Source organism: Jannaschia faecimaris, assembly GCF_900107415.1.
Classification (GTDB): Bacteria; Pseudomonadota; Alphaproteobacteria; order Rhodobacterales; family Rhodobacteraceae; genus Jannaschia; species Jannaschia faecimaris.
Genome location: NZ_FNPX01000001.1, coordinates 474261 through 493076, shown reverse-complemented (window position 1 = coordinate 493076; position 18816 = coordinate 474261). Strand labels below are relative to the sequence as shown.

19 protein-coding genes and 1 tRNA gene are annotated in these 18816 nt (G+C 62.9%); 10 read left to right on the top strand and 10 right to left on the bottom strand.

The genetic code is table 11. The annotated features are described in order from the left end of the window. Position 1 precedes the first annotated feature (1 nt). A complete protein-coding gene (locus BLV27_RS02420; protein ID WP_092641741.1) occupies positions 2–1294 on the bottom strand; it encodes a cytochrome-c peroxidase in 1293 nt (430 codons plus the stop codon). 117 nt (positions 1295–1411) lie between these two features. Here BLV27_RS02420 and typA point away from each other — a divergent pair, with 117 nt between their 5' ends. The 6 genes from typA (at position 1412) to BLV27_RS02390 (ending at position 8312) form a co-directional block, all read left to right on the top strand. Beyond that, entirely contained in the window at positions 1412–3232 is a 1821-nt protein-coding gene (gene typA / locus BLV27_RS02415; protein ID WP_092641738.1) for a translational GTPase TypA, read from the top strand. Positions 3233–3593: 361 nt separating this feature from the next. Continuing rightward, positions 3594–4472, top strand: a complete 879-nt coding sequence (locus BLV27_RS02410) for a LysR family transcriptional regulator (RefSeq protein ID WP_092641735.1) — start codon at positions 3594–3596, stop codon at positions 4470–4472. A gap of 103 nt (positions 4473–4575) precedes the next feature. Continuing rightward, positions 4576–5391: a putative hydro-lyase gene (locus BLV27_RS02405; RefSeq protein ID WP_092641732.1), complete on the top strand. Its 816-nt coding sequence runs from the start codon at positions 4576–4578 to the stop codon at positions 5389–5391. A 34-nt stretch (positions 5392–5425) separates the two neighbouring features. After that, positions 5426–6457, top strand: a complete 1032-nt coding sequence (locus BLV27_RS02400; protein WP_092641729.1) for a TRAP transporter substrate-binding protein — start codon at positions 5426–5428, stop codon at positions 6455–6457. 26 nt (positions 6458–6483) lie between these two features. Next, positions 6484–7032, top strand: a complete 549-nt coding sequence (locus tag BLV27_RS02395) for a TRAP transporter small permease subunit (protein WP_092641726.1) — start codon at positions 6484–6486, stop codon at positions 7030–7032. Further along, the gene (locus BLV27_RS02390) at positions 7029–8312 is read left to right on the top strand and encodes a TRAP transporter large permease (RefSeq protein WP_092641724.1); all 1284 of its coding nucleotides are present in this window, start codon (positions 7029–7031) and stop codon (positions 8310–8312) included. The genes BLV27_RS02395 and BLV27_RS02390 overlap by 4 nt, the downstream gene beginning before the upstream one ends. A 194-nt stretch (positions 8313–8506) precedes the next feature. On the opposite strand, the gene BLV27_RS02385 is transcribed toward BLV27_RS02390, so the two are convergent. The 3 genes from BLV27_RS02385 to BLV27_RS02375 all read right to left on the bottom strand — a co-directional run bounded on the left by BLV27_RS02385 (position 8507) and on the right by BLV27_RS02375 (position 10451). Then, positions 8507–8580 (bottom strand) — tRNA-Arg (locus tag BLV27_RS02385). A gap of 39 nt (positions 8581–8619) precedes the next feature. Next, positions 8620–9939 carry an ABC1 kinase family protein gene (locus BLV27_RS02380; RefSeq protein ID WP_092641721.1) on the bottom strand — a complete coding sequence of 440 codons (1320 nt, stop codon included), beginning with the start codon at positions 9937–9939 and terminating at the stop codon, positions 8620–8622. Next, positions 9936–10451: a CIA30 family protein gene (locus BLV27_RS02375; protein WP_342023379.1), complete on the bottom strand. Its 516-nt coding sequence runs from the start codon at positions 10449–10451 to the stop codon at positions 9936–9938. Before BLV27_RS02375 ends, BLV27_RS02380 begins: the two co-directional genes overlap by 4 nt. Before the next feature lie 82 nt (positions 10452–10533). Here BLV27_RS02375 and BLV27_RS02370 point away from each other — a divergent pair, with 82 nt between their 5' ends. Continuing rightward, the gene (locus tag BLV27_RS02370; protein ID WP_092641718.1) at positions 10534–11700 is read left to right on the top strand and encodes a BaiN/RdsA family NAD(P)/FAD-dependent oxidoreductase; all 1167 of its coding nucleotides are present in this window, start codon (positions 10534–10536) and stop codon (positions 11698–11700) included. A gap of 4 nt (positions 11701–11704) precedes the next feature. On the opposite strand, the gene BLV27_RS02365 is transcribed toward BLV27_RS02370, so the two are convergent. After that, positions 11705–12016 (bottom strand): ETC complex I subunit, encoded by a 312-nt coding sequence (locus BLV27_RS02365; RefSeq protein WP_092641715.1) that lies wholly within the window; start codon positions 12014–12016, stop codon positions 11705–11707. 247 nt (positions 12017–12263) lie between these two features. Here BLV27_RS02365 and uvrB point away from each other — a divergent pair, with 247 nt between their 5' ends. Together uvrB and BLV27_RS02355 are read left to right on the top strand one after the other, a co-directional pair. Then, positions 12264–14423, top strand: a complete 2160-nt coding sequence (uvrB, locus tag BLV27_RS02360; protein WP_092642050.1) for an excinuclease ABC subunit UvrB — start codon at positions 12264–12266, stop codon at positions 14421–14423. Then, a complete protein-coding gene (locus BLV27_RS02355; RefSeq protein ID WP_092641712.1) occupies positions 14420–15190 on the top strand; it encodes a DUF6782 family putative metallopeptidase in 771 nt (256 codons plus the stop codon). The genes uvrB and BLV27_RS02355 overlap by 4 nt, the downstream gene beginning before the upstream one ends. Before the next feature lie 9 nt (positions 15191–15199). Here the strand turns inward: BLV27_RS02355 and BLV27_RS02350 are convergent, their stop codons facing one another. Together BLV27_RS02350 and BLV27_RS02345 are read right to left on the bottom strand one after the other, a co-directional pair. Then, a complete protein-coding gene (locus BLV27_RS02350) occupies positions 15200–15604 on the bottom strand; it encodes a c-type cytochrome (RefSeq protein ID WP_170831325.1) in 405 nt (134 codons plus the stop codon). 104 nt (positions 15605–15708) lie between these two features. After that, positions 15709–15984, bottom strand: coding sequence for a GlsB/YeaQ/YmgE family stress response membrane protein (locus BLV27_RS02345; RefSeq protein WP_092641706.1), 276 nt, complete (start codon positions 15982–15984; stop codon positions 15709–15711). Between the two features lie 187 nt (positions 15985–16171). On the opposite strand from BLV27_RS02345, the gene BLV27_RS02340 reads away from it, so the two are divergent. Continuing rightward, complete coding sequence (locus BLV27_RS02340) at positions 16172–16435, top strand: hypothetical protein (RefSeq protein ID WP_092641703.1); 264 nt, start codon at positions 16172–16174, stop codon at positions 16433–16435. Positions 16436–16507: 72 nt separating this feature from the next. Here the strand turns inward: BLV27_RS02340 and BLV27_RS02335 are convergent, their stop codons facing one another. The 3 genes from BLV27_RS02335 to dacB are packed head-to-tail and all read right to left on the bottom strand — an operon-like array spanning position 16508 to position 18755. Next, positions 16508–16819 (bottom strand): DUF5665 domain-containing protein, encoded by a 312-nt coding sequence (locus tag BLV27_RS02335; protein WP_092641699.1) that lies wholly within the window; start codon positions 16817–16819, stop codon positions 16508–16510. Positions 16820–16848: 29 nt separating this feature from the next. Beyond that, on the bottom strand, positions 16849–17310 hold the full coding sequence (locus BLV27_RS02330; RefSeq protein WP_092641696.1) for a tRNA (cytidine(34)-2'-O)-methyltransferase: 462 nt from the start codon (positions 17308–17310) through the stop codon (positions 16849–16851). Further along, positions 17307–18755, bottom strand: coding sequence for a D-alanyl-D-alanine carboxypeptidase/D-alanyl-D-alanine endopeptidase (gene dacB, locus BLV27_RS02325; protein ID WP_244504501.1), 1449 nt, complete (start codon positions 18753–18755; stop codon positions 17307–17309). The genes BLV27_RS02330 and dacB overlap by 4 nt, the downstream gene beginning before the upstream one ends. Positions 18756–18816: the final 61 nt, after the last annotated feature.

The window sequence follows — 18816 nt, the reverse complement described above, 5'->3', positions numbered from 1 at the left end:
CTCAATCCGACCCATCCACCGGCAACCCCGAGGGCACGGTTTCGGGCACCCCGTCGCGACCTTCCAGGGCATCCGCGTCGCGCAGGGCTTCAAGAAAGGCCATCAGGGCCGTGACCTCCGCCTCGGTCAGCACCCGATCCGGCCCCATTACGCGGGCGGCGATTCGGGTAACCTGCTCCGGGTCGTCCATCAGGGCCCAGTCCTTGATCTCCATTTCCGGCAGAACCACGTCGCGCGGGTAGTCTCGAAGCGCGGCGCGGGGGGCGGCATGGGCGGTCAGGAAGTCGCGCAAGTTGGCATATGCCCCTGTGTGGCCCCAAGGCCCGGTCTCGGTCACGTTGCGCAGGCTGGGCGTGCGGAACGCATAGCGATCCGTGTCGTCACCCGTGACTCGGAAACGACCATCGTCGCGGGCGTGGGTCTCGAAGGCCGCAGCCTTGCCCGGCCCGAACTGGGGCTGACCGGTGGCGTGGAAATCGTGGTCCGTCTGAAACGGACCGGAGTGGCACGACGCGCAGTCGAGGGAGCCGTAGAACAACTCCATCCCTTCCAGTGCGCGGGTCGGCAACTCCCCTTCGCCACGCAGCCAGGTGTCGAACGGGGCGGTGTCACTGCGCCATTCGTGTTCGACGAATTGCGCGATGGCATCGGAAATATCGGTGAAATCCAGCGTATCGTCGCCCGGAAAGGCCGCTTCCCACATCGTCACATAGCGCGGGATCGCGCGAACCCGCGCCGACAGCTTCTCCCACGCTCCGTCCTGCCCGGTAATGAAGCCCTGACGCACCGCGCGGCTGACCTCGTTTTCGGAATAGTGGCCCGCCATCTCGTCCGCGGACAGCACCGGAAACATCGACTGCGCGGACAGGAGCGTATCGAATCCCTGGACCATTTCCGGCCCCATCGGCGTGCGCAGCCCATCTTTGGTCTGTTCGATGCGACCATCATGAAACAGCACCGTAAATTCATGTGCGCCCAGGTTCCAAAGGCCCGGCGCGTTTCGCGGGATGCGGGCTTCGGGTGGGTTCGCCGGGTCGGCCACCCGCTCCGGCCCCAGACCCGCGCCCCCTTCCCCCATCCCGAGCGACAGCCCGTCGCCAGTTCCGAACCGGGGATGATGGCAAGTCCCGCAGCTTATGTTGCGATTCCCCGACAGGATCGGATCCCAGAACAGCAGACGCCCCATCGCGACCTTGGCCGGGTCGGTCGCCCGATAGTCGGCGTCGGTCACGGGGGCCGGGAACTCCATCGCGGAGGCAGGCAGGGCGAACAGGATCAGGACAAAGCGAAACATGAACGCGATAGGATCACAGCAATGCACGGGGCGGAAGGCCGCACTGCAGCATAATCGCTGGCCTTTCGGTGCAATTGACGGTAACGCGCCGCCAACCCCTCTTTCAGGACGACCTTCATGGACCTTCGCAATATCGCGATTATCGCACACGTGGACCACGGCAAGACGACGCTGGTGGACGAACTTCTCAAGCAATCCGGCACCTACCGCGAGAACCAGGCGACGACCGAACGCGCCATGGATTCCAACGACCTGGAGCGGGAACGCGGGATTACGATCCTTGCCAAGGCCACATCCGTGGAATGGAAGGGCGTACGCATCAATATCGTCGACACCCCCGGCCACGCCGATTTCGGCGGCGAGGTGGAGCGAATCCTGTCGATGGTCGATGGCGTAGTTCTGCTGGTTGACGCGGCAGAGGGCCCGATGCCCCAGACGAAGTTCGTGACATCCAAGGCGCTCGCCCTCGGCCTGCGCCCGATCGTGGTGCTCAACAAGGTCGACAAGCCCGATGCGGAGCCGGACCGCGCGCTGGACGAATGCTTCGATCTGTTTGCATCGCTCGGGGCGGATGACCACCAACTCGACTTTCCCGTTCTCTATGCCTCAGGCCGCAACGGCTGGGCCGATACCGAACTGGATGGCCCGCGCGAAAACCTCGACGCCTTGTTCGACCTGGTGATTGAGCACGTCGAGACGCCCAAGCAAGTCGCGGACCGCGACAAACCGTTCCGTATGCTGGCCACCACGCTAGGGGCCGATCCTTTTATCGGTCGCATCCTAACCGGCCGGGTCGAGGCAGGCACGTTGAAGGCCGGTCAGACAGTCCACGCCTTGTCGCGCGACGGCACCAAGATCGAACAGTTCCGAGCGACGAAGATCCTCGCATTCCGCGGTCTGAGCCAGCAGCCAATCGACCTGGCCGAGGCCGGCGACATCGTCACCATCGCCGGCATGGCCAAGGCCACCGTGGCCGACACGATCTGCGACACCTCCGTGACGGAGGCGATCCCCGCGCAGCCGATCGACCCGCCCACCATCACCGTGACCTTCGGCATCAACGACTCGCCCCTGGCTGGTCGTGACGGCAAGAAAGTCCAATCGCGTGTCATCCGCGACCGCCTGATGAAGGAGGCGGAAACCAACGTCGCCATCAAGATCAGCGACACCCCTGGTGGCGAGGCCTTCGAGGTTGCCGGTCGCGGCGAACTCCAGATGGGCGTCTTGATCGAGAACATGCGCCGCGAAGGATTTGAACTGAGCATCTCACGTCCACAAGTTTTGTTCCAGGATATCGACGGTCAACGGCATGAACCGATCGAAGAAGTCACCATCGATGTGGATGACGAGTACTCCGGGGCGGTCATCGAAAAGATCACTGGTGCCCGCAAGGGTGAACTGGTCGAGATGAAACAGGCCGGGGCTGGCAAGACGCGGATCATTGCGCATGTCCCGTCACGCGGCCTGATCGGTTACCACGGTGAATTCCTGACCGACACGCGCGGTACGGGCGTCATGAACCGCGTTTTCCAGGAATGGGCCCCCTACAAGGGTCCGATCCCGGGCCGTCGTGCGGGCGTCCTCATCTCGATGGAGTCGGGTGTATCGGTGGCCTACGCCCTGTGGAAGTTGGAAGATCGCGGCAAATTCTTCATCGGCGCGCAGGAGCAGGTCTACCAAGGCATGATCCTGGGCGAGCACAGCCGCGAGAACGATCTGGAAATCAACCCGCTCAAGGGCAAGCAGCTGACCAACGTGCGCGCGTCAGGTACCGATGAAGCCGTTCGCCTGACCACACCGGTCACTCTGTCGCTGGAGCAGGCCATCGCGTACATCGACAATGATGAGCTGGTGGAAGTCACGCCCAACGCCATCCGAATGCGCAAGCGCTTCCTTGACCCGCACGAGCGCAAGCGCCAGTCGCGCGCCGCCGGGTAGGAGACCGCAAACGGACCGCCGGAACAGACCCATGGGGCGCGCCAGAACGGCGCGCCTTTCTCGATTTAAGGGTGCCATGTGACCGGCTTGGCAGGCGCGACGGGTCTGCCGCCACCGGCACCGCATCTCGCCATGACGCTTTCACTGGCTGTCGGATAAAGCGCATCTCGATCGAACATCTGCGAGTTATATCAACGCCCGGGCCGGCGGTTTTCGACACAGGAACGTCTGGATTTTGCGGGAAGTCTTGCGAAAGCAAGTCTGACGACCAGCGCACGCGGAAATCTTCGACATTCCGATCCAGAGGAAGATAGTCCAAGCTAAGGAATTCCCGCCTATCCGATAAAACTACGGGTGCCGCATGACTTTCGACCAGATCCGGACTTTCCTGTGGGTCGCCCGTCTGGGTGGTTTTCGCAAGGCCGCCGAGCGGCTGCACCTGTCGCAACCCGCAGTCTCCACCCGCGTCTCGAACCTGGAGCAGGAGCTGCGCGTCTCCCTTTTCGAGCGGGGGCCGGGCGGACTTGTTCTAACCAAGTACGGAACGCTCCTTTTATCCTATGCTGAACAGATGCTGTTCGTCGAAGAAGAGATAAAGCAGCGCGTCGCGAACCCGTCCGAGGCCGAGGGCCTGTTTCGCGTCGGGGCTTCCGAAACAATCGCCCAGGCGTGGTTGCCCGATTTCCTCAAGGCCTTCAGCGAGCAATATCCGCGCGTCACTGTCGATCTGACGGTCGACATCTCCCTCAACCTGCGAACGGACCTGCTTGAACGCAGACTGGACCTTGCGATCCTGATGGGACCGGTGTCGGAATATTCGGTCGAGAACGTCGCCCTCCCGCCGTTCGACCTGCACTGGTATCGTTCAACCACGAATGAAGAAACCGACCTGACCAGGATCCCGGTCATTTCCTATTCAAGCAAGACGCGTCCTTTCCGTGAGCTGATGTCGGAACTGACCCGCCGGATCGGACCCGAGGTGCGGATATTCTCATCGGCGTCCTTGTCCGCGAGCCTGAAGATGATCGCCGCAGGTGTCGCCGTCGGGCCATATCCGCGCGCGCTGGCAAGTGACTTTCTCAGTTCGCGCCAGATCGTGGAGTTTGATCCGGGCTATACACCGCAGCCTCTCGCCTTCACGGCGTCCTACTTGTCCGAGCCGCGTAGCTTTCTTATTGAAAACAGTTCCGAAATCGCCCGTGAGGTGGCGCAGGTCTGGGATCGGACGCATCCAAGATAGGTAATAAATCTCTATCGCAGGTGATATAATATGATAAATTGCATGGAAGTTGTCGCTCGTGTGATGCTGATCAAATAGAAGAGGGGCTGCATACTTGTTACAAATGTCTGTCAAACACGCCGATCTTGTCGCGTCTTCTGCGGCGGATGTCCGCGCTGCGATCCGCAGCGGGTCCTACGCTGGTCACACCGCCGGGTTGGCATCGGGCAAGCTGCAGTGCAATCTGGCGATCATTCCAGAGCGGTTCGCCCTTGATTTCCTCCGGTTCTGCCAGCGTAACCCGAAACCGTGCCCCGTCGTAGGCGTCAGCGACAGCGGCGACCCGATGCTGCGGACGCTGGGCCGCGACATCGATATCCGCACCGACGTACCGAAATACCGGATCTTCCGCGATGGCGTCCTGGCCGATGAAGTCACCGACATCTCTGGCGTCTGGGCGGATGACCTCGTGGCCGTGGCGCTCGGGTGTTCGTTTACGTTCGAGAACGCGCTGCTGCGCAGCGGTATTCCGGTGCGCCATGTCGAGAGCGGTCTGAATGTCCCGATGTTCCGATCGAACATCGACCTGGTCCCCGCCGGCAAATTCAGTGGGCAAATGGTGGTCACCATGCGCCCCATCCCCGAAGATCAGGTCGCGCAGGCCCGCGAGATAAGCGCCCGCTTCCCGCAGGCGCACGGCGCACCGATCGCCGTGGGCGACCCGGCAATGATCGGCATCGCGGATCTGTCGCGCCCCGACTGGGGCGACGCGGTTGAGATCAAGCCCGGAGAAGTCCCCGTCTACTGGGCCTGTGGTGTCACCCCCCAGAACGTGCTTCTGGATGCGGGCCTGCCGATCTGCATCACCCATTCGCCGGGTCACATGCTGATCGCGGATGTCGCTGAAGATGCAGAAACGACAATTCTGCCAACAAACTAAATCAATAAAATCTCACCCAACAAGGAGTTCGACCATGAAAAACGCACTTGCCCTACTCGCCGCCACCACGGCCCTCGCCGCGCCGGCCCTCGCAGAGGATCTGTCTGTCGTCGGAAGCTGGTCCAGCCTGCCATTGCACAATCAGTACGAAGCCCCGTTCTGGGGCACGACCCTCCCCGAGGCGTCTGGCGGTACGATCAACGTGGAATTGACCACGCACAACCAGATGAGCCTTGGCTTGGGCGACATCTATCCGCTGCTGGGTCAGGGCGTCTATGATGTCGCCATGACCGTGGCCGACTATGCCGTGGCCGATGCGCCCGAGCTGGAAGGCCTTGACGTGCCGCTGCTGGCGCTGACGGCAGACGAGGCCCGCGCGATGGTCGATGCCGCACGCCCGATGGTCTCGGACATCTACCGCGACCGCTTCAACAGCCATGTCCTCGCCATTGCCCCCTATCCGCCGCAGGTCGTATTCTGCAATCACGAGATCGCGTCGCTGGCGGACCTCGAAGGCCTCAAGGTCCGCGCGTCAGGCCGGATGACCGCCAAGCTGCTGGAGGCTCTCGGGGCCGAGGGCGTGAACGTCTCCTTCGCCGAAGTACCGGGCGCGTTGCAGAACGGTGTCGTCGATTGTGCCGTGACCGGGGCGGGCTCGGGCTACAGCGCGGGCTGGTGGGAAGTCTCGACCCATCTGCTGCCGATCCCGCTGGGCGGCTGGGACTCCGTCGTCACAGCCATCAACCTCGACAAGTGGAACAGCCTCGACGCCGATACGCAGGCGCTGATTTCCTCCGAAGTCGTCTCCGGCTTCGAAGATCCTGCCTGGGCCAGCGCACAGGATGCCTTGGTCAATGACATCGCCTGTCTGACCGGCAATGGCGAATGTCCCTCTGGCGAAGCCCGGTCCATGACCCTCGTCGAAGTGAGCGATGAGGACTTCGCACATGCGCGCGAAATCCTGACCACGGAAGTGCTGCCTGAATGGGCGGAGCGTGCCGGTGCCGATTGGGCCGCGCGCTGGAACGAAAGCGTCGGCGCGACCGTCGGTGTGACGATCAACTAAAACAGCAATCAGGGGACGGACCGATCATGGAACTCAAGATGATACACGGCCTGCGCGCCCTCAACAAAGGCGTCGCCCTTGTTGTCGGAGCTGGCCTGCTGCTCTGCGCAGCCTTCGTGCTGACCGATATCATCATGCGCCAGATCGGAACGTCCCTTGGCGGCACCGAGGAGATCGCGGGATACGCCATGGCGCTCGCGACATCCTGGGGCATGTCATACACGCTGTTGGAACTTGGGCACGTGCGCATCGACCTGTTGCGCACGCGCTTTCAGACATTCGGCAAGGCCCTGTTCGACGTCTTCTCGATGATCGTCATGTCCGGCGTCATCATCACGATCGCGATCAAGGCCTGGCCCGTGGTGGAGCGGTCGCTCACCAACGGGTCTCGCGCGAACACGCCGCTGGAAACGCCGCTCATCTGGGTTCAGCTCCCGTGGTTCGCCGGTTGGGTCTGGTTTGCCCTGATGTCGACCCTGACCACCCTTGCCGCGCTGAGCCTGCTGATAAAGCGTCGCCACGCGGAAACCGAAGCCTTCGTCGGCGCATTCGCCGAACAGGAGACGCTGCAATGATCGCCTATGTCTCCGTCGGCCTTCTGGCCCTGCTGGCCCTGTCCATTCCCGTCGGCATCGTCCTGTTCCTGCTTGGGTTCGGCATCGATGTATTCTTTTCCAGTTTTCCGCTGACGCGCGGTCTGGGCAACATGGTCTGGTCGGCATCGAATTCGGCCACGCTGATCGCGATTCCGTTCTTCGTGCTGTTGGGCGAAATCCTCGTGCGCAGCGGTGTCGCCACCCGGACCTATGCGGCGCTTGATCGGTGGGTATCATGGCTGCCGGGTGGTCTGATCCATGCCAACGTGGCGACGGCGACGATGTTCTCTGCGACCTCCGGCTCCTCGGTTGCAACGGCAGCGACGGTTGCAACCGTCGCGATGCCGCAAGCTGAAAAGCTGGGCTATGACCCCAAGCTGTTCTCCGGCGCGATCGCGGCTGGTGGCACGCTGGGCATCATGATCCCGCCGTCGATCAACCTGATCGTCTACGGCTTTCTGACCCAATCCTCGATCCCGCAGCTGTTCCTCGCTGGTCTGGTTCCGGGTATTGCGCTGGCCGTCGCCTTCATGGCCGTCACCGCGATCATCTGCACGATTCGTCCGGATCTGGGCGGTGTGCGACGCACCTTCCCGTTCCCGCAAATGCTGCGCGCTCTGATCGATCTGGTCCCGATCCTGATCCTGTTCGGGCTGATTGTCGGCTCCATTTATCTCGGTTGGGCGACACCGACCGAGGCAGCGGCCGTCGGCGTGGCGGGAGCCTTCCTGATCGCCCTAGCATTCGGAGGCATCTCTTGGGACATGCTCAGCCAAAGCCTGACGGGCACGGTCAAGATCACCTCAATGATCATGCTGATCGTGATCGGGGCGTCCTTCCTCAACTTCACGCTGGCCTCTGCCGGTCTTGGTCGCGAGCTTACCGAATTCATGACGGGACTGGGACTGACACCGATCAAGACGATCCTCGTGGTCGTCGTCCTCTACATCGTCTTGGGCTTCTTCATCGAAACGTTGTCGCTGATGGTTGTGACGATCCCGATCATCGTTCCGCTGGTCGTTACGCAGGGCTATGACGTGATCTGGTTCGGTATCCTGATGATCGTGCTGATCGAGATGGCACTGATAACGCCGCCGGTCGGGCTGAACCTGTACGTGGTTCAGGGGGCGCGCAAATCCGGCAGCCTAAACGAAGTCATGCTGGGAGCCTTGCCCTACTGCCTGACCATGTTGGCCATGGCCTTCCTGTTGATCGCCTTCCCAAGCATCGCGCTGTTCCTGCCAGCCTTGCTGCAATAGGCATAGTGCATCCGGTTGTGCCCACCCGTGGGCGCGACCGGGTGGATAGCGTTGGACACACAGACGGGCCCACGGGGCGCGGGGCACCGGTGCCTCGTTCAATTTCATTCTTCAGGACGGCGCAACAGCCGAGGCACTCGGGGCGACTCAGATCCGGGTTGCTCAACCGATCAGGGTCGTCGCCAAAGGTGTCGCGGGCCCAGAAGGATTCGAACCCTCGACCTGCCGATTAGAAGTCGGCTGCTCTATCCAGCTGAGCTATGGGCCCTTGCCGCGTTCATGCCGTGAAGCCGGGTCGGAACGCAAGTCACAGGTGCGCATTCATCAGGCCTCGCACATCGACCCGCGCGCGCAGTTTCGATGCCAGCAGGAACATGCCCCCGAATTTGCGCTGAAGGTAAAGAACATCAATCGGCACCGGAGGCGGCACAAAGCCTGATCGCGCCAGCGCCTCACCCTCGGCCTGCATCCTGCGCGGCAGGTCGGTGGCGACGAAATCGAACGGGCCAGGCATACGCAGGGCGTCGAAGACGATCTCCATCATGCCCATGATCCGTATCCGGTGATCCGACGAAATAGCGCTCGACAGAAAGCCGATCTCGTCCGCGACGGTCTCCGCCCGCGCCATGTCTCCCGCAAGGCCCGCGCGCATCAACTCGCGATACCGTCCCGCGACGTGTGGCGAAATCTCCCGAGTGGCACCGAAATCCAGCAGAACAATCCGCCCGCTATCAGCATTCCAACGATAGTTGGCGAAGTTCGGGTCGCTCTGCATCACGCCCCACTCGAACAGCTCCCGCAGGGTCAATGCGATCAGGCTGCGGGCGATGTGGTCGCGGGTGTGCTGTGGCGCGTCGGCTGCCGTCTCGATCGGCGCGCCGGAAACGAAGGACATCGCAAGAATGTTGTCGGTCGTCCAATCGGACTGCAACGCCGGAACGTCGAACGCCGGGTCATTCGACAGAAGTTGGCCGAACCGCACGAGGTGCCGACCCTCCAGCGCGTAGTCCGTTTCCTCGTGGAGCTGTTGCCGCGCTTGTTCCAGATACGGGGCAAGCTCGAAACCCTTGGGCAACAGGCCAGACATGCGGATCAATGCACCGACGTTGATGACGTCGCTGTCGATGCTGCCCGCGACGCCGGGGTATTGCACCTTGATCGCAAGGTCGCGCCCATCCTTCAACTGGCCGCGATGCACCTGACCGATGGAGGCCGCGGCAATAGGGTGGACGTCGAACTGCGCAAATTGCCCAAGCCAGCCGCGCGGCCAATTCTCCGTCAGCACACGTTTGAGCTGCGCGGGTGGCATCCTATGCGCATCGTCGCGCAACCGCGCCATGATCTGCGCCAGTTCGGGGGGCAGCACATCGCCCGTGTCCATCGACACCAACTGACCGATCTTCATCGCGGCCCCACGCATCTGGGCCAGCTGCTCGGTCACGCGGGTGATATTCTTTGGCGTCAGAAGCAGACCACGCACGTCGGGCCGCTTGCCCTGACCCAGTTGCCATGCACCCCCCATCGCCATCCGCCCGGCCACGCCCGCACCCAATCCGCCGATCCGCGCAAGGCGATTGAAGCGCCCGGAGGGAACAGGAACCGCGCGTGACTTATGCCCGCCGGTCATTGGAACAGGCGGATGCCGGAAACAGCCAGGTCGGCCCGAAACTCTCGTCCGATAGCCAGCAGACCCAAACGCCGCAGCTCGCCCGGAACGAAACGCGCGTCGGTTCGGTGCGCCTCCAGATCGGCGAAGGGGATGCGGATGGTGGTCCATTCCGCCGGGGCAACAAACGTGGCACGGAAACTTTGCCAAGGTCGCGTCAACGCATCGGTGCGCGCGCGCAACTCGTAGGTTTCACCGTTGCCATAGGCATCGAACTCGACCCCGACGAACACGCTCGCATCGACATCGGTATCGAACGCCATCTGCACGAAGCCCCCGTTGTTGTCCAAGGAGACGTCACCCGTCAGCCGGACCGCCGCGCGCCCGCCGACGACTTCCCGTGTGATCTGTCCGGTGGACACGCCGCCCATGACCGTATCGGCCACGTATTCCCAGTCAGGGGTCAGATCCATCCCATCCTCCGCAATGGCCGGGGTCGCGGCCATAAAGGCCATCAATATTGATTTCATCATGGTCTGCGACCTAGCGCGCTGCGACACCATGGAAACCGCCCCCCGCGTTGCAGCGGGCATCGTCAGCGCCTAGAGACCGGCCATGCACTATGATGCAATCATTCTGGGCGCAGGCGGCGCGGGCCTGATGTGCGCGGCCACCGCTGGTCAGGCGGGCGCGCGCGTCCTGCTCGTGGATCATGCGCCCAAGGCCGGAAAGAAGGTCCTGATCTCGGGCGGGGGGCGTTGCAATTTCACCAATACCGGAACCGAGGCGTCGCGGTTTCTGTCCGAGAACCCCCATTTCGCCAAATCCGCGCTAAGCCGCTATACCCAGTGGGATTTCCTGGAGCTGGTGCAGGCGCATGGCATCGCCTGGCACGAAAAAACCCTGGGTCAGCTTTTCTGCGACGACAGCGCGCGGCAGATCGTGGCGATGTTGCTGGACGAATGTGCGAAGGGCGGAGTTGAAGTTCGCCTGTCCACCGAGATCGGAGAGATCAGCCACGCCGACGGGATATACCGTGCCGCCGGGGCCACCGCGCCCGCCCTCGTCATTGCCACGGGCGGGCCGTCGATTCCCAAGATGGGGGCGACCGGCATAGCCTATGATATCGCGCGGCAATTCGGACTGAACATCGTTCCGCCCCGCCCCGCGCTTGTCCCCTTCACGCTTGGGGACGATGACGCCGCCTTTCGCGACATCTCGGGCGTCGCGGTGCCCTCGGTCGCATCTGTGAGGGGCAAGTCGTTCGAAGAAGCGTCGCTTTTCACGCATCGCGGTCTGTCCGGTCCGGCGATTCTTCAGGTCTCATCCTATTGGGCCCCCGGAGCGCCGGTCACGATCAACGTCCTGCCGGATGCGGGTGCAAAGCTGCGCGATGCGCGCAAGCGGATGCCACGGGCGGGCCTCAAGGCCGCCTTGGTCGAACATCTTCCCAAACGCCTGGCCGACGTTCTGGCCGTGCGTATCGCGCTGCCGACCGAACTCGGAAATGCCTCCGATACGATGCTGGACGGCGTGGCGGCGCGTCTGGAAAACCTGACGTTCCATCCAACGGGCACCGAAGGCTATGCAAAGGCCGAGGTGACGGCAGGCGGCATCGATACCGCCGCCCTTTCGTCCAAGACGATGGAAGCGCGCACTGTCCCCGGCCTATACGCCATCGGCGAGGCCGTGGACGTCACGGGGTGGCTAGGCGGCTATAATTTCCAGTGGGCCTGGTCATCGGGCGTCGCGGCAGGTCAGGCGATCGCCGCGCGCAGATGAAACTTCAGTGTGTCCACACGGCGCGGCGGTTGGTCGCGAAATTCTCGCCATAACCACCTGCGCGCAGATTGGCTTTGCGACCCTGCGGCCGTAGCACGATGTATTCGACCCCCTTGTCACGGGCGTAGTCTTCTGCGTCCTTCCGGGTCTCGAACTGCAGCTTGACCTGCGCCTGCGTGTCACGCCCCCCGGTCCAACCGGTCAGCGGATCAATCTCGCGCGCTGTTTCGCTCACGAACTCCAGCACCCAGTCGCGGGTCTTGGCCGTGCCCGAAGACATGGCCGTCTTGGCGGGTTTGTAGATACGCGCGCGCATGGGCTTGCTCCGGGAAAGTCAGACGTGTGTTGCGGTGAATAACCGCCCGTCCCCCCTCCTTGCAAGACGTGATCTGGCCGCACCCGCGCGTCGCGCGCGCACCATGGCCGCAGCGTGGGGTTGTGACGCCGCCCGGACGCAATAGATTAGTCGCATCCCCAGACCGGTGAGTTCCATGGCGCACAACAACACCAATCAGCCCAAAGGCAACGTCGCGACGTTACCCGAACGGGGTGCCGACGTGCCCATGACATCCCGCGCGCCCGCCGCGCGACCCAAGATGGAAGGCGGCATTCGGTTCCGGATGAACACGACATTCGCGCCTGCGGGCGATCAACCCACCGCGATCACCGAACTTGCACAAGGCATCAAGGACGGGGAACAGGATCAGGTTCTGCTGGGTGCGACCGGCACGGGCAAGACCTTCACCATGGCCAAGATCATCGAGGAGACGCAGCGCCCCGCGATCATCCTGGCCCCGAACAAGACGCTGGCCGCGCAGCTCTATGGGGAGTTCAAGGGTTTCTTCCCTGACAATGCCGTCGAATACTTCGTCAGCTACTACGACTACTACCAGCCCGAGGCCTATGTCGCCCGGTCGGATACCTTCATCGAGAAGGAAAGCCAGATCAACGAACAGATCGACCGCATGCGCCATTCGGCCACGCGGGCGCTTCTGGAGCGCGACGACGTCATCATCGTCGCCTCCGTGTCGTGCATCTATGGCATCGGGTCGGTCGAAACCTACGGCGCGATGACGCAGGATCTGTTTGCCGGCACCGACTACGATCAACGCAAGGTGATGGCCGACCTGGTGGCCCAGCAATACAAGCGCAACGACGCAGGATTTTCCCGTGGATCGTTTCGCGTCCGGGGCGACTCGCTGGAAATCTGGCCAGCCCACCTGGACGACGCGGCGTGGCGGCTGTCGTTCTTTGGCGAGGAGTTGGAGAGCATCGTGGAGTTCGATCCGTTGACGGGCTCCAAAGTCAGCGAGATGGACAAGATCCGCATCTACGCCAACAGCCACTACGTCACGCCCCGCCCGACGATGCAAAGCGCGATCAAGAACATCAAGCAGGAGCTGGCGGTCCGTCTGGGGCAGCTTCAGGGCGATGGCAAGCTGCTGGAAGCCCAGCGGTTGGAGCAGCGCACGAATTTCGACATCGAGATGCTGGAGGCGACCGGTGTCTGTAACGGGATCGAGAACTATTCGCGCTACCTGACGGGTCGTGCGCCGGGCGAGCCGCCCCCCACACTGTTTGAATACATCCCCGACAACGCCATCGTCTTCGCCGATGAATCCCACGTTTCGGTCCCGCAGATCGGCGGCATGTACAAGGGCGACTTCCGCCGCAAGATGACACTGGCCGAACACGGGTTCCGCCTGCCATCGTGCATGGACAACCGCCCGCTCAAGTTCGAGGAATGGGACGCGATGCGCCCGCAGTCGGTCTTCGTCTCGGCCACCCCGGCCGCGTGGGAGCTGGAGCAGACGGGCGGCGTGTTCACGGAACAGGTCATCCGCCCCACCGGTCTGCTGGACCCCGAGGTCGAAATTCGCCCGGTCGGCAAACAGGTCGATGACCTGCTGGACGAAATCCGCCGCGTGAGCGCGCGCGGCATGCGCACACTCTGCACAACGCTGACCAAGCGGATGGCCGAGGACCTGACGGAATACCTGCACGAGCAGGGTATCAAGGTGCGCTACATGCACTCTGACATCGATACGATCGAGCGGATCGAGATCCTGCGCGACCTGCGGCTCGGGGCTTTCGACGTTCTGATCGGGATCAACCTTCTGCGCGAGGGTCTGGATATTCCCGAATGCGGGCTGGTCGCCATTCTGGACGCCGACAAGGAGGGTTTCCTGCGCTCCGAAACGTCCCTCGTGCAGACGATCGGCCGCGCCGCCCGGAACGAGGATGGCCGCGTGATCATGTATGCCGACCGGATCACCGGATCGATGGAGCGGGCCATCAACGAGACCAACCGCCGCCGTACCCGCCAGATCGCCTATAACGAGGAGCACTGCATCACGCCCGCGACGGTCAAGAAGAACGTCGAAGACATTCTGGCCGGTTTGTACAAGGGCGACGTGGATATGAACCGCGTCACCGCCAAGGTTGACGCGCCGTTGGCCGGTGCCAACCTCGCCGCACATCTGGACGCCCTGCGCGACAAGATGCGCAAGGCTGCCGAAAACCTGGAATTCGAGGAAGCCGCACGCCTGCGCGACGAGGTGAAACGTCTGGAGACGGTGGACCTGCTGGTGTCGAACGACCCGCTGGCGCGCCAGTCGGCGGTGGAACAGGCCGTGGATGACGCCCGCAAAGCCGAAGGGCGCAGCACGGCAGGTCGACCGGGGATGCGCGGGGGGAATGTAAAGCGGCGGAAGAAACGGTGATCGCGCCGCCAGCGCTCACCATCGTTCTGATCGCGTTGGCCGGAGCAGCCGGAGCAGAGACACGGTGCATGACGCCGCCCTACGTTCCGGAAGGCGAAAAGGGCCACGAGATCGCAGCCATGATTTCGGCGATCGATCCGCTTCGCGAGGGTTTCCCGGATCTTTTCATGGCATTCGACACGGTCGGCCCGGAGGTCTGTCTGGTTGACGGGGCTGTCGAGGTTCGCGGCTACCTAGATTCCGAATCCGGTCGGATCGTGATTTCAGCCGACACCGAACGTGATGGCCGCGTCGTCATCCTCCTCCACGAGATGCGCCACCTGCTGCAACGTGAACGCGGCTATTGCCCAAGCAACGAAGTGTCCATGGAGGAAGCGGCGCGTGCCGTTCTTGCCTATGAGGCGGATGCGATGGCGTCCACTACCGCAGCCGCATGGGAGTTGCATGCGATGGGAATGCCCGGACCTTGGAACTGGCTTTCGGTCGAATGGACCCGTTATTCCGACATCGCGGATGCCTACGCCAAGGTACGCACCGGCGGGGACCAGCGCGTGGCGATGGAGGCGGCCTTTGCGGCATGGTACGGGTCCGACTGGCGAGTCCACAGATACTGGCGCGCCAGTAGCATGGATTACCTCGACCGGGAGGAAGCCGGGCATCTGCTACGCAGCTATGATAGTCTGCCTGAAGATCATTTCGCGAATCTTTGCACGATGCCGGATGGGTCGGCGTATACCTGCGACGTGCCTCCCCCCCCGGACAGGTGAGCGAGCGGATTACTCCTCTTGGATACTCTCCAGATAGTAGACGAGCGACATGATCTTGCCCCGGGTGTACATTACCTGTCCCCAGTTTTCACGGTTGGCTCCCTCCTCGGCGAAGATTGCCCCGTAGACCGGCATAGGCCCGCCATGCGCACGAAGGCCGGTGCGGCCGTCGATGATATGAATGATGTCCAGCATCGGGAATTGACCCTCGGCCTTGGGGTTTCGTGCCGACAATTTTGTCAGATCCGGGATCGCGTCGGTCATGTATTCCGACAGTGGGCCGCCGCCCCTTGCATCGGAGCCGTGACAGGTGGCGCAGTATTGCTGGAACACCTCGGCCCCCGGTTCATCGGAAACCGCCGGACTCACACTGAAAACGACCGCAATGGCCGCGATGTACGCTGAATACCGCATTTTCATCCTCCAAGCTTTAGTCCCTCAAGCTTGGCAAAACCGCCCATAGCAGGTCTTGACGGATATCAATCCGGCGTCAAACACGACCGGAACGGTTCCGATGCCTACTTCCGCCCTGAAACCACCCCTACGATCGCGAGCGCGATCGCAGCGCCCGCGGCTCCCACGACCAACACCAGCAACACGCCGCCGGCGGCCAGCACCGTCACCCCCAGCGCGGCGAGCAGGAACGGTGTCGCAACGGCGGCCACCGCGCCGATCACGGCATATAGCCCCTTACCGCGCCCCGAAATCGCTCCGGCCAGCGCGCCGACAGCCAACCCGATCAGCGCCAGCAGGATGAAGGCAATGGTGCCCAGACCTTCCAGAAAACTCTCCATGGTATAATCCCGATCCAAACACAGATGAGCATGGCTAGCATGGGTCATGTGGGTGCCAATAGTCCCAGATTTTCACCCCGCGCGATCATCGGAAGTCGCCGTACGAATTCATATTGCAGGGCCAACCGGTCAGGCGCATCGGACGCAATCGGCGGCAATCACGCCGCCCCTGAGTCGGATCAAAGCCATGCGTCTCTTTCCCAATCTGATCAAAGCCACCTTCGTCCTTGCGACCCTTGCCGCGCCTGCTCTGGCCGACGAGGTGACCGGCGAAATCCTCGCCTATGACCGTCAGGCGAACATCATCATCTTCGGTGACCGTACCGTCTGGCTTCTGGGTGCGCTGCTCGTGCCCGGCGACCTGACTGCGGGCTACACCGTTACGCTGACCTTCACCAGCGATGGCGACAACGGCATGAAAAAGGCCGACGCCCTGACCCGCGCGAACTAACGTCGGCGCAGGCCAGTTCAGCCCGACATTGAATGAACCTCAGATCTCCCGATCCCCCGGTCTCCGGGGGAATCAGGGCTCTTGAATGGGTTGTTCGTCGACCTGAATATCCACGCCGAGGTTGGGCTGGATCACGGCCAGTATCTCGTTCGCAAGATCACCGATGACGGGAATGAAGTCGATCTGGCTCAGCGACCAGACGACGACCGACAACACCAACGTCGCGCCCAGAACCGAGCCGAGGCCGAAGGCCAGCCCCCGCACCAGCTGAAACATGATCAGCTTCGGAAACGAGTTGTGCACCCTGATGAACCGATGGCTGTTGAGGTGCGCAAGCTCGCGGCGCAGCCCTGCGATTTCTTCATGGATCACATCATCATTCATCGCTTGACCCTAGGCGGCAGCACGCGCAGCTACAAGACACCGCGCAGCGCCTGATAGGCCGCAGCCGTCGCCGCGTTGGCCAGGTTCAGCGACCGTATGTGCGGCGAGCGCATGGGTAGCTTGACCACGCGGTCCCCCCGCCCCGCAAGTTCCGCTTGCGAAAGCCCGACGGTTTCCTGCCCGAACACAAGGTGGAAGTCGGGGGCGAAAGCCACGTGATAGAACGACCGCGCACCGAATTCCTCGAACAGGTACAGCGAGTCGGGGTCAGGCGCGCGGCGGATCAGGAAATCGTCCCAGCTATCATATTCGTGCAGCCGGACGTGCTTCCAGTAATCCAGCCCCGCACGCCGCACATTCCGGTCGGTGATCTGGAATCCGTAGGGCTTCACCAGGCACAGGTCGAGATCAAGTGCGACGCAGGTTCGCCCGACAGAACCGGTATTGCCAGCGATTTCCGGGCGCACGAGGACGATGGCCGGCCGCGTCACTGGTGGACCAGCGCCCAACGCTCAATAAGGTCGAACTGCAAGGATCTCGCCTTACGCGACCAGGCGATGCCACCCCGCGGGCGTTCACGCTCGGCCACCGACAGTCCGTTGCGTCGGCCGGTATCGGCAACGAAGGTCGCGAATGCCAGGCTGCGGCCAGATCGCGCGTCGAAATAACCGGCCAGCCCCGACACGAAGTTGAGCGTGCCCGTCTTCGCCTGCACCGGCTGGCGTGGCGGACCTTCGAGCGTTATCTCCTTCATCAGGGGCCGCAGCATATCCTGCGCCCCGTTCGCCGTCAGCAACCGCACCATGTCCGACGCCGATATCCGGGTTGTACCGTTGAGACCGGAATGGTCATCGAAATCGGGGTGCCGCGCGCCAGCCCGCTGGCTGACCCACTGCGACATCACTTCGGCCGATGCGCCAAGCGACCGCGGTGCGGTTGCAAGGCGCGCGGTCGCAGTCAGGCCCATAGCCTCCGCCACCAAGTTGGTCGAGAATTTCAGCATTGACTTGACCATGGGTCCAAGCGGGGCGCTTTGCGCGATCCCGATTGTTATGCCCTGCCCCCGGCCCCGCTGCGCCGCCGGGGCCGTGATCCCGTGAGAGCGCAGCATCGTACGCAGCACGTCCCCCGCGTAAAGATCGGGGTTGCGCACCGGCAGCCAGCGCGCGCCGGTCCCGCCCAACTGTCCGCGCGCTACTGTCCAAGCATCAACATCGCCGTCACGCCCATAGGTGTAAACCGGCATCGACCGGTCGGCGACGCGCATCCGCGCCGTGGTCACCACGGGGCGGAACCGGTCGGTGCGCGCATCCATTGACGTCTCGTAGCTGTTGCCTGCCCGTTTCCAGCTAAAGTGCACACGGTTGAAATTCAGATTCAGTCCGCCGACCGCAGGATTGTACCCCACATGGTCCGGCTGGGACTGATCAATCCGGTCAACCTTGGGCAGGGCCGCCCCATCGACCAACAGACGCCCGCCGACCTCGCGCAGACCAGCGGCCTTGGCCTGTGCCGCGAGGTCATAGATGCCGTCGCTATCGAGTGCCGGATCACCGCCGCCCACGAGAACGAGGTCTCCTTCAAGGCGGCCATTGCGAATAGGCCCCGTCGCGACCAGCAGCGTCGTGAAGCGAAACTCCGCACCGAGGGTCTCCAGCGCATAAAGCCCGGTCACTGCCTTCGTCACCGACGCCGGCGGCATCGGGCGGACGGGATTGTAGGTTTCCAGAATCTCGCCCGTGCGCGCATCCGCAAGGACAAAGCCCACACGCCCACCAAGTCCCGCCTCTTCGACCAGTCGATTCGCGTCCGGCGCGGACCGGACAAGCGCATCACTCGGTTTGCCCGTCGGCCGGGCAGATGTTTCCGGCGCGCCAGCACAGGCAGGCAGTGCGGCAGTGGTCAGCGCCCCGGTGAGGAAGAAACGTCTACGCATGGAAATCGCCTCTTTGCAGTGATGCCTTGATGCAATGGCGCTTCCGCGATGTGAAGCCCGC

Coding starts and splice junctions, on each gene's coding strand:
- BLV27_RS02390 (WP_092641724.1), top strand. CDS start 7,029: ATGATCGCCTATGTCTCCGTCGGCCTTCTGGCCCTGCTGGCCCTGTCC.
- BLV27_RS02395 (WP_092641726.1), top strand. CDS start 6,484: ATGGAACTCAAGATGATACACGGCCTGCGCGCCCTCAACAAAGGCGTC.
- BLV27_RS02345 (WP_092641706.1), bottom strand. CDS start 15,984: ATGGAGAGTTTTCTGGAAGGTCTGGGCACCATTGCCTTCATCCTGCTG.
- BLV27_RS02370 (WP_092641718.1), top strand. CDS start 10,534: ATGCACTATGATGCAATCATTCTGGGCGCAGGCGGCGCGGGCCTGATG.
- BLV27_RS02350 (WP_170831325.1), bottom strand. CDS start 15,604: ATGCGGTATTCAGCGTACATCGCGGCCATTGCGGTCGTTTTCAGTGTG.
- dacB (WP_244504501.1), bottom strand. CDS start 18,755: ATGCGTAGACGTTTCTTCCTCACCGGGGCGCTGACCACTGCCGCACTG.
- uvrB (WP_092642050.1), top strand. CDS start 12,264: ATGACATCCCGCGCGCCCGCCGCGCGACCCAAGATGGAAGGCGGCATT.
- BLV27_RS02380 (WP_092641721.1), bottom strand. CDS start 9,939: ATGACCGGCGGGCATAAGTCACGCGCGGTTCCTGTTCCCTCCGGGCGC.
- BLV27_RS02335 (WP_092641699.1), bottom strand. CDS start 16,819: ATGAATGATGATGTGATCCATGAAGAAATCGCAGGGCTGCGCCGCGAG.
- BLV27_RS02405 (WP_092641732.1), top strand. CDS start 4,576: ATGTCTGTCAAACACGCCGATCTTGTCGCGTCTTCTGCGGCGGATGTC.
- BLV27_RS02365 (WP_092641715.1), bottom strand. CDS start 12,016: ATGCGCGCGCGTATCTACAAACCCGCCAAGACGGCCATGTCTTCGGGC.
- BLV27_RS02375 (WP_342023379.1), bottom strand. CDS start 10,451: ATGATGAAATCAATATTGATGGCCTTTATGGCCGCGACCCCGGCCATT.
- BLV27_RS02340 (WP_092641703.1), top strand. CDS start 16,172: ATGCGTCTCTTTCCCAATCTGATCAAAGCCACCTTCGTCCTTGCGACC.
- BLV27_RS02400 (WP_092641729.1), top strand. CDS start 5,426: ATGAAAAACGCACTTGCCCTACTCGCCGCCACCACGGCCCTCGCCGCG.
- typA (WP_092641738.1), top strand. CDS start 1,412: ATGGACCTTCGCAATATCGCGATTATCGCACACGTGGACCACGGCAAG.
- BLV27_RS02410 (WP_092641735.1), top strand. CDS start 3,594: ATGACTTTCGACCAGATCCGGACTTTCCTGTGGGTCGCCCGTCTGGGT.
- BLV27_RS02420 (WP_092641741.1), bottom strand. CDS start 1,294: ATGTTTCGCTTTGTCCTGATCCTGTTCGCCCTGCCTGCCTCCGCGATG.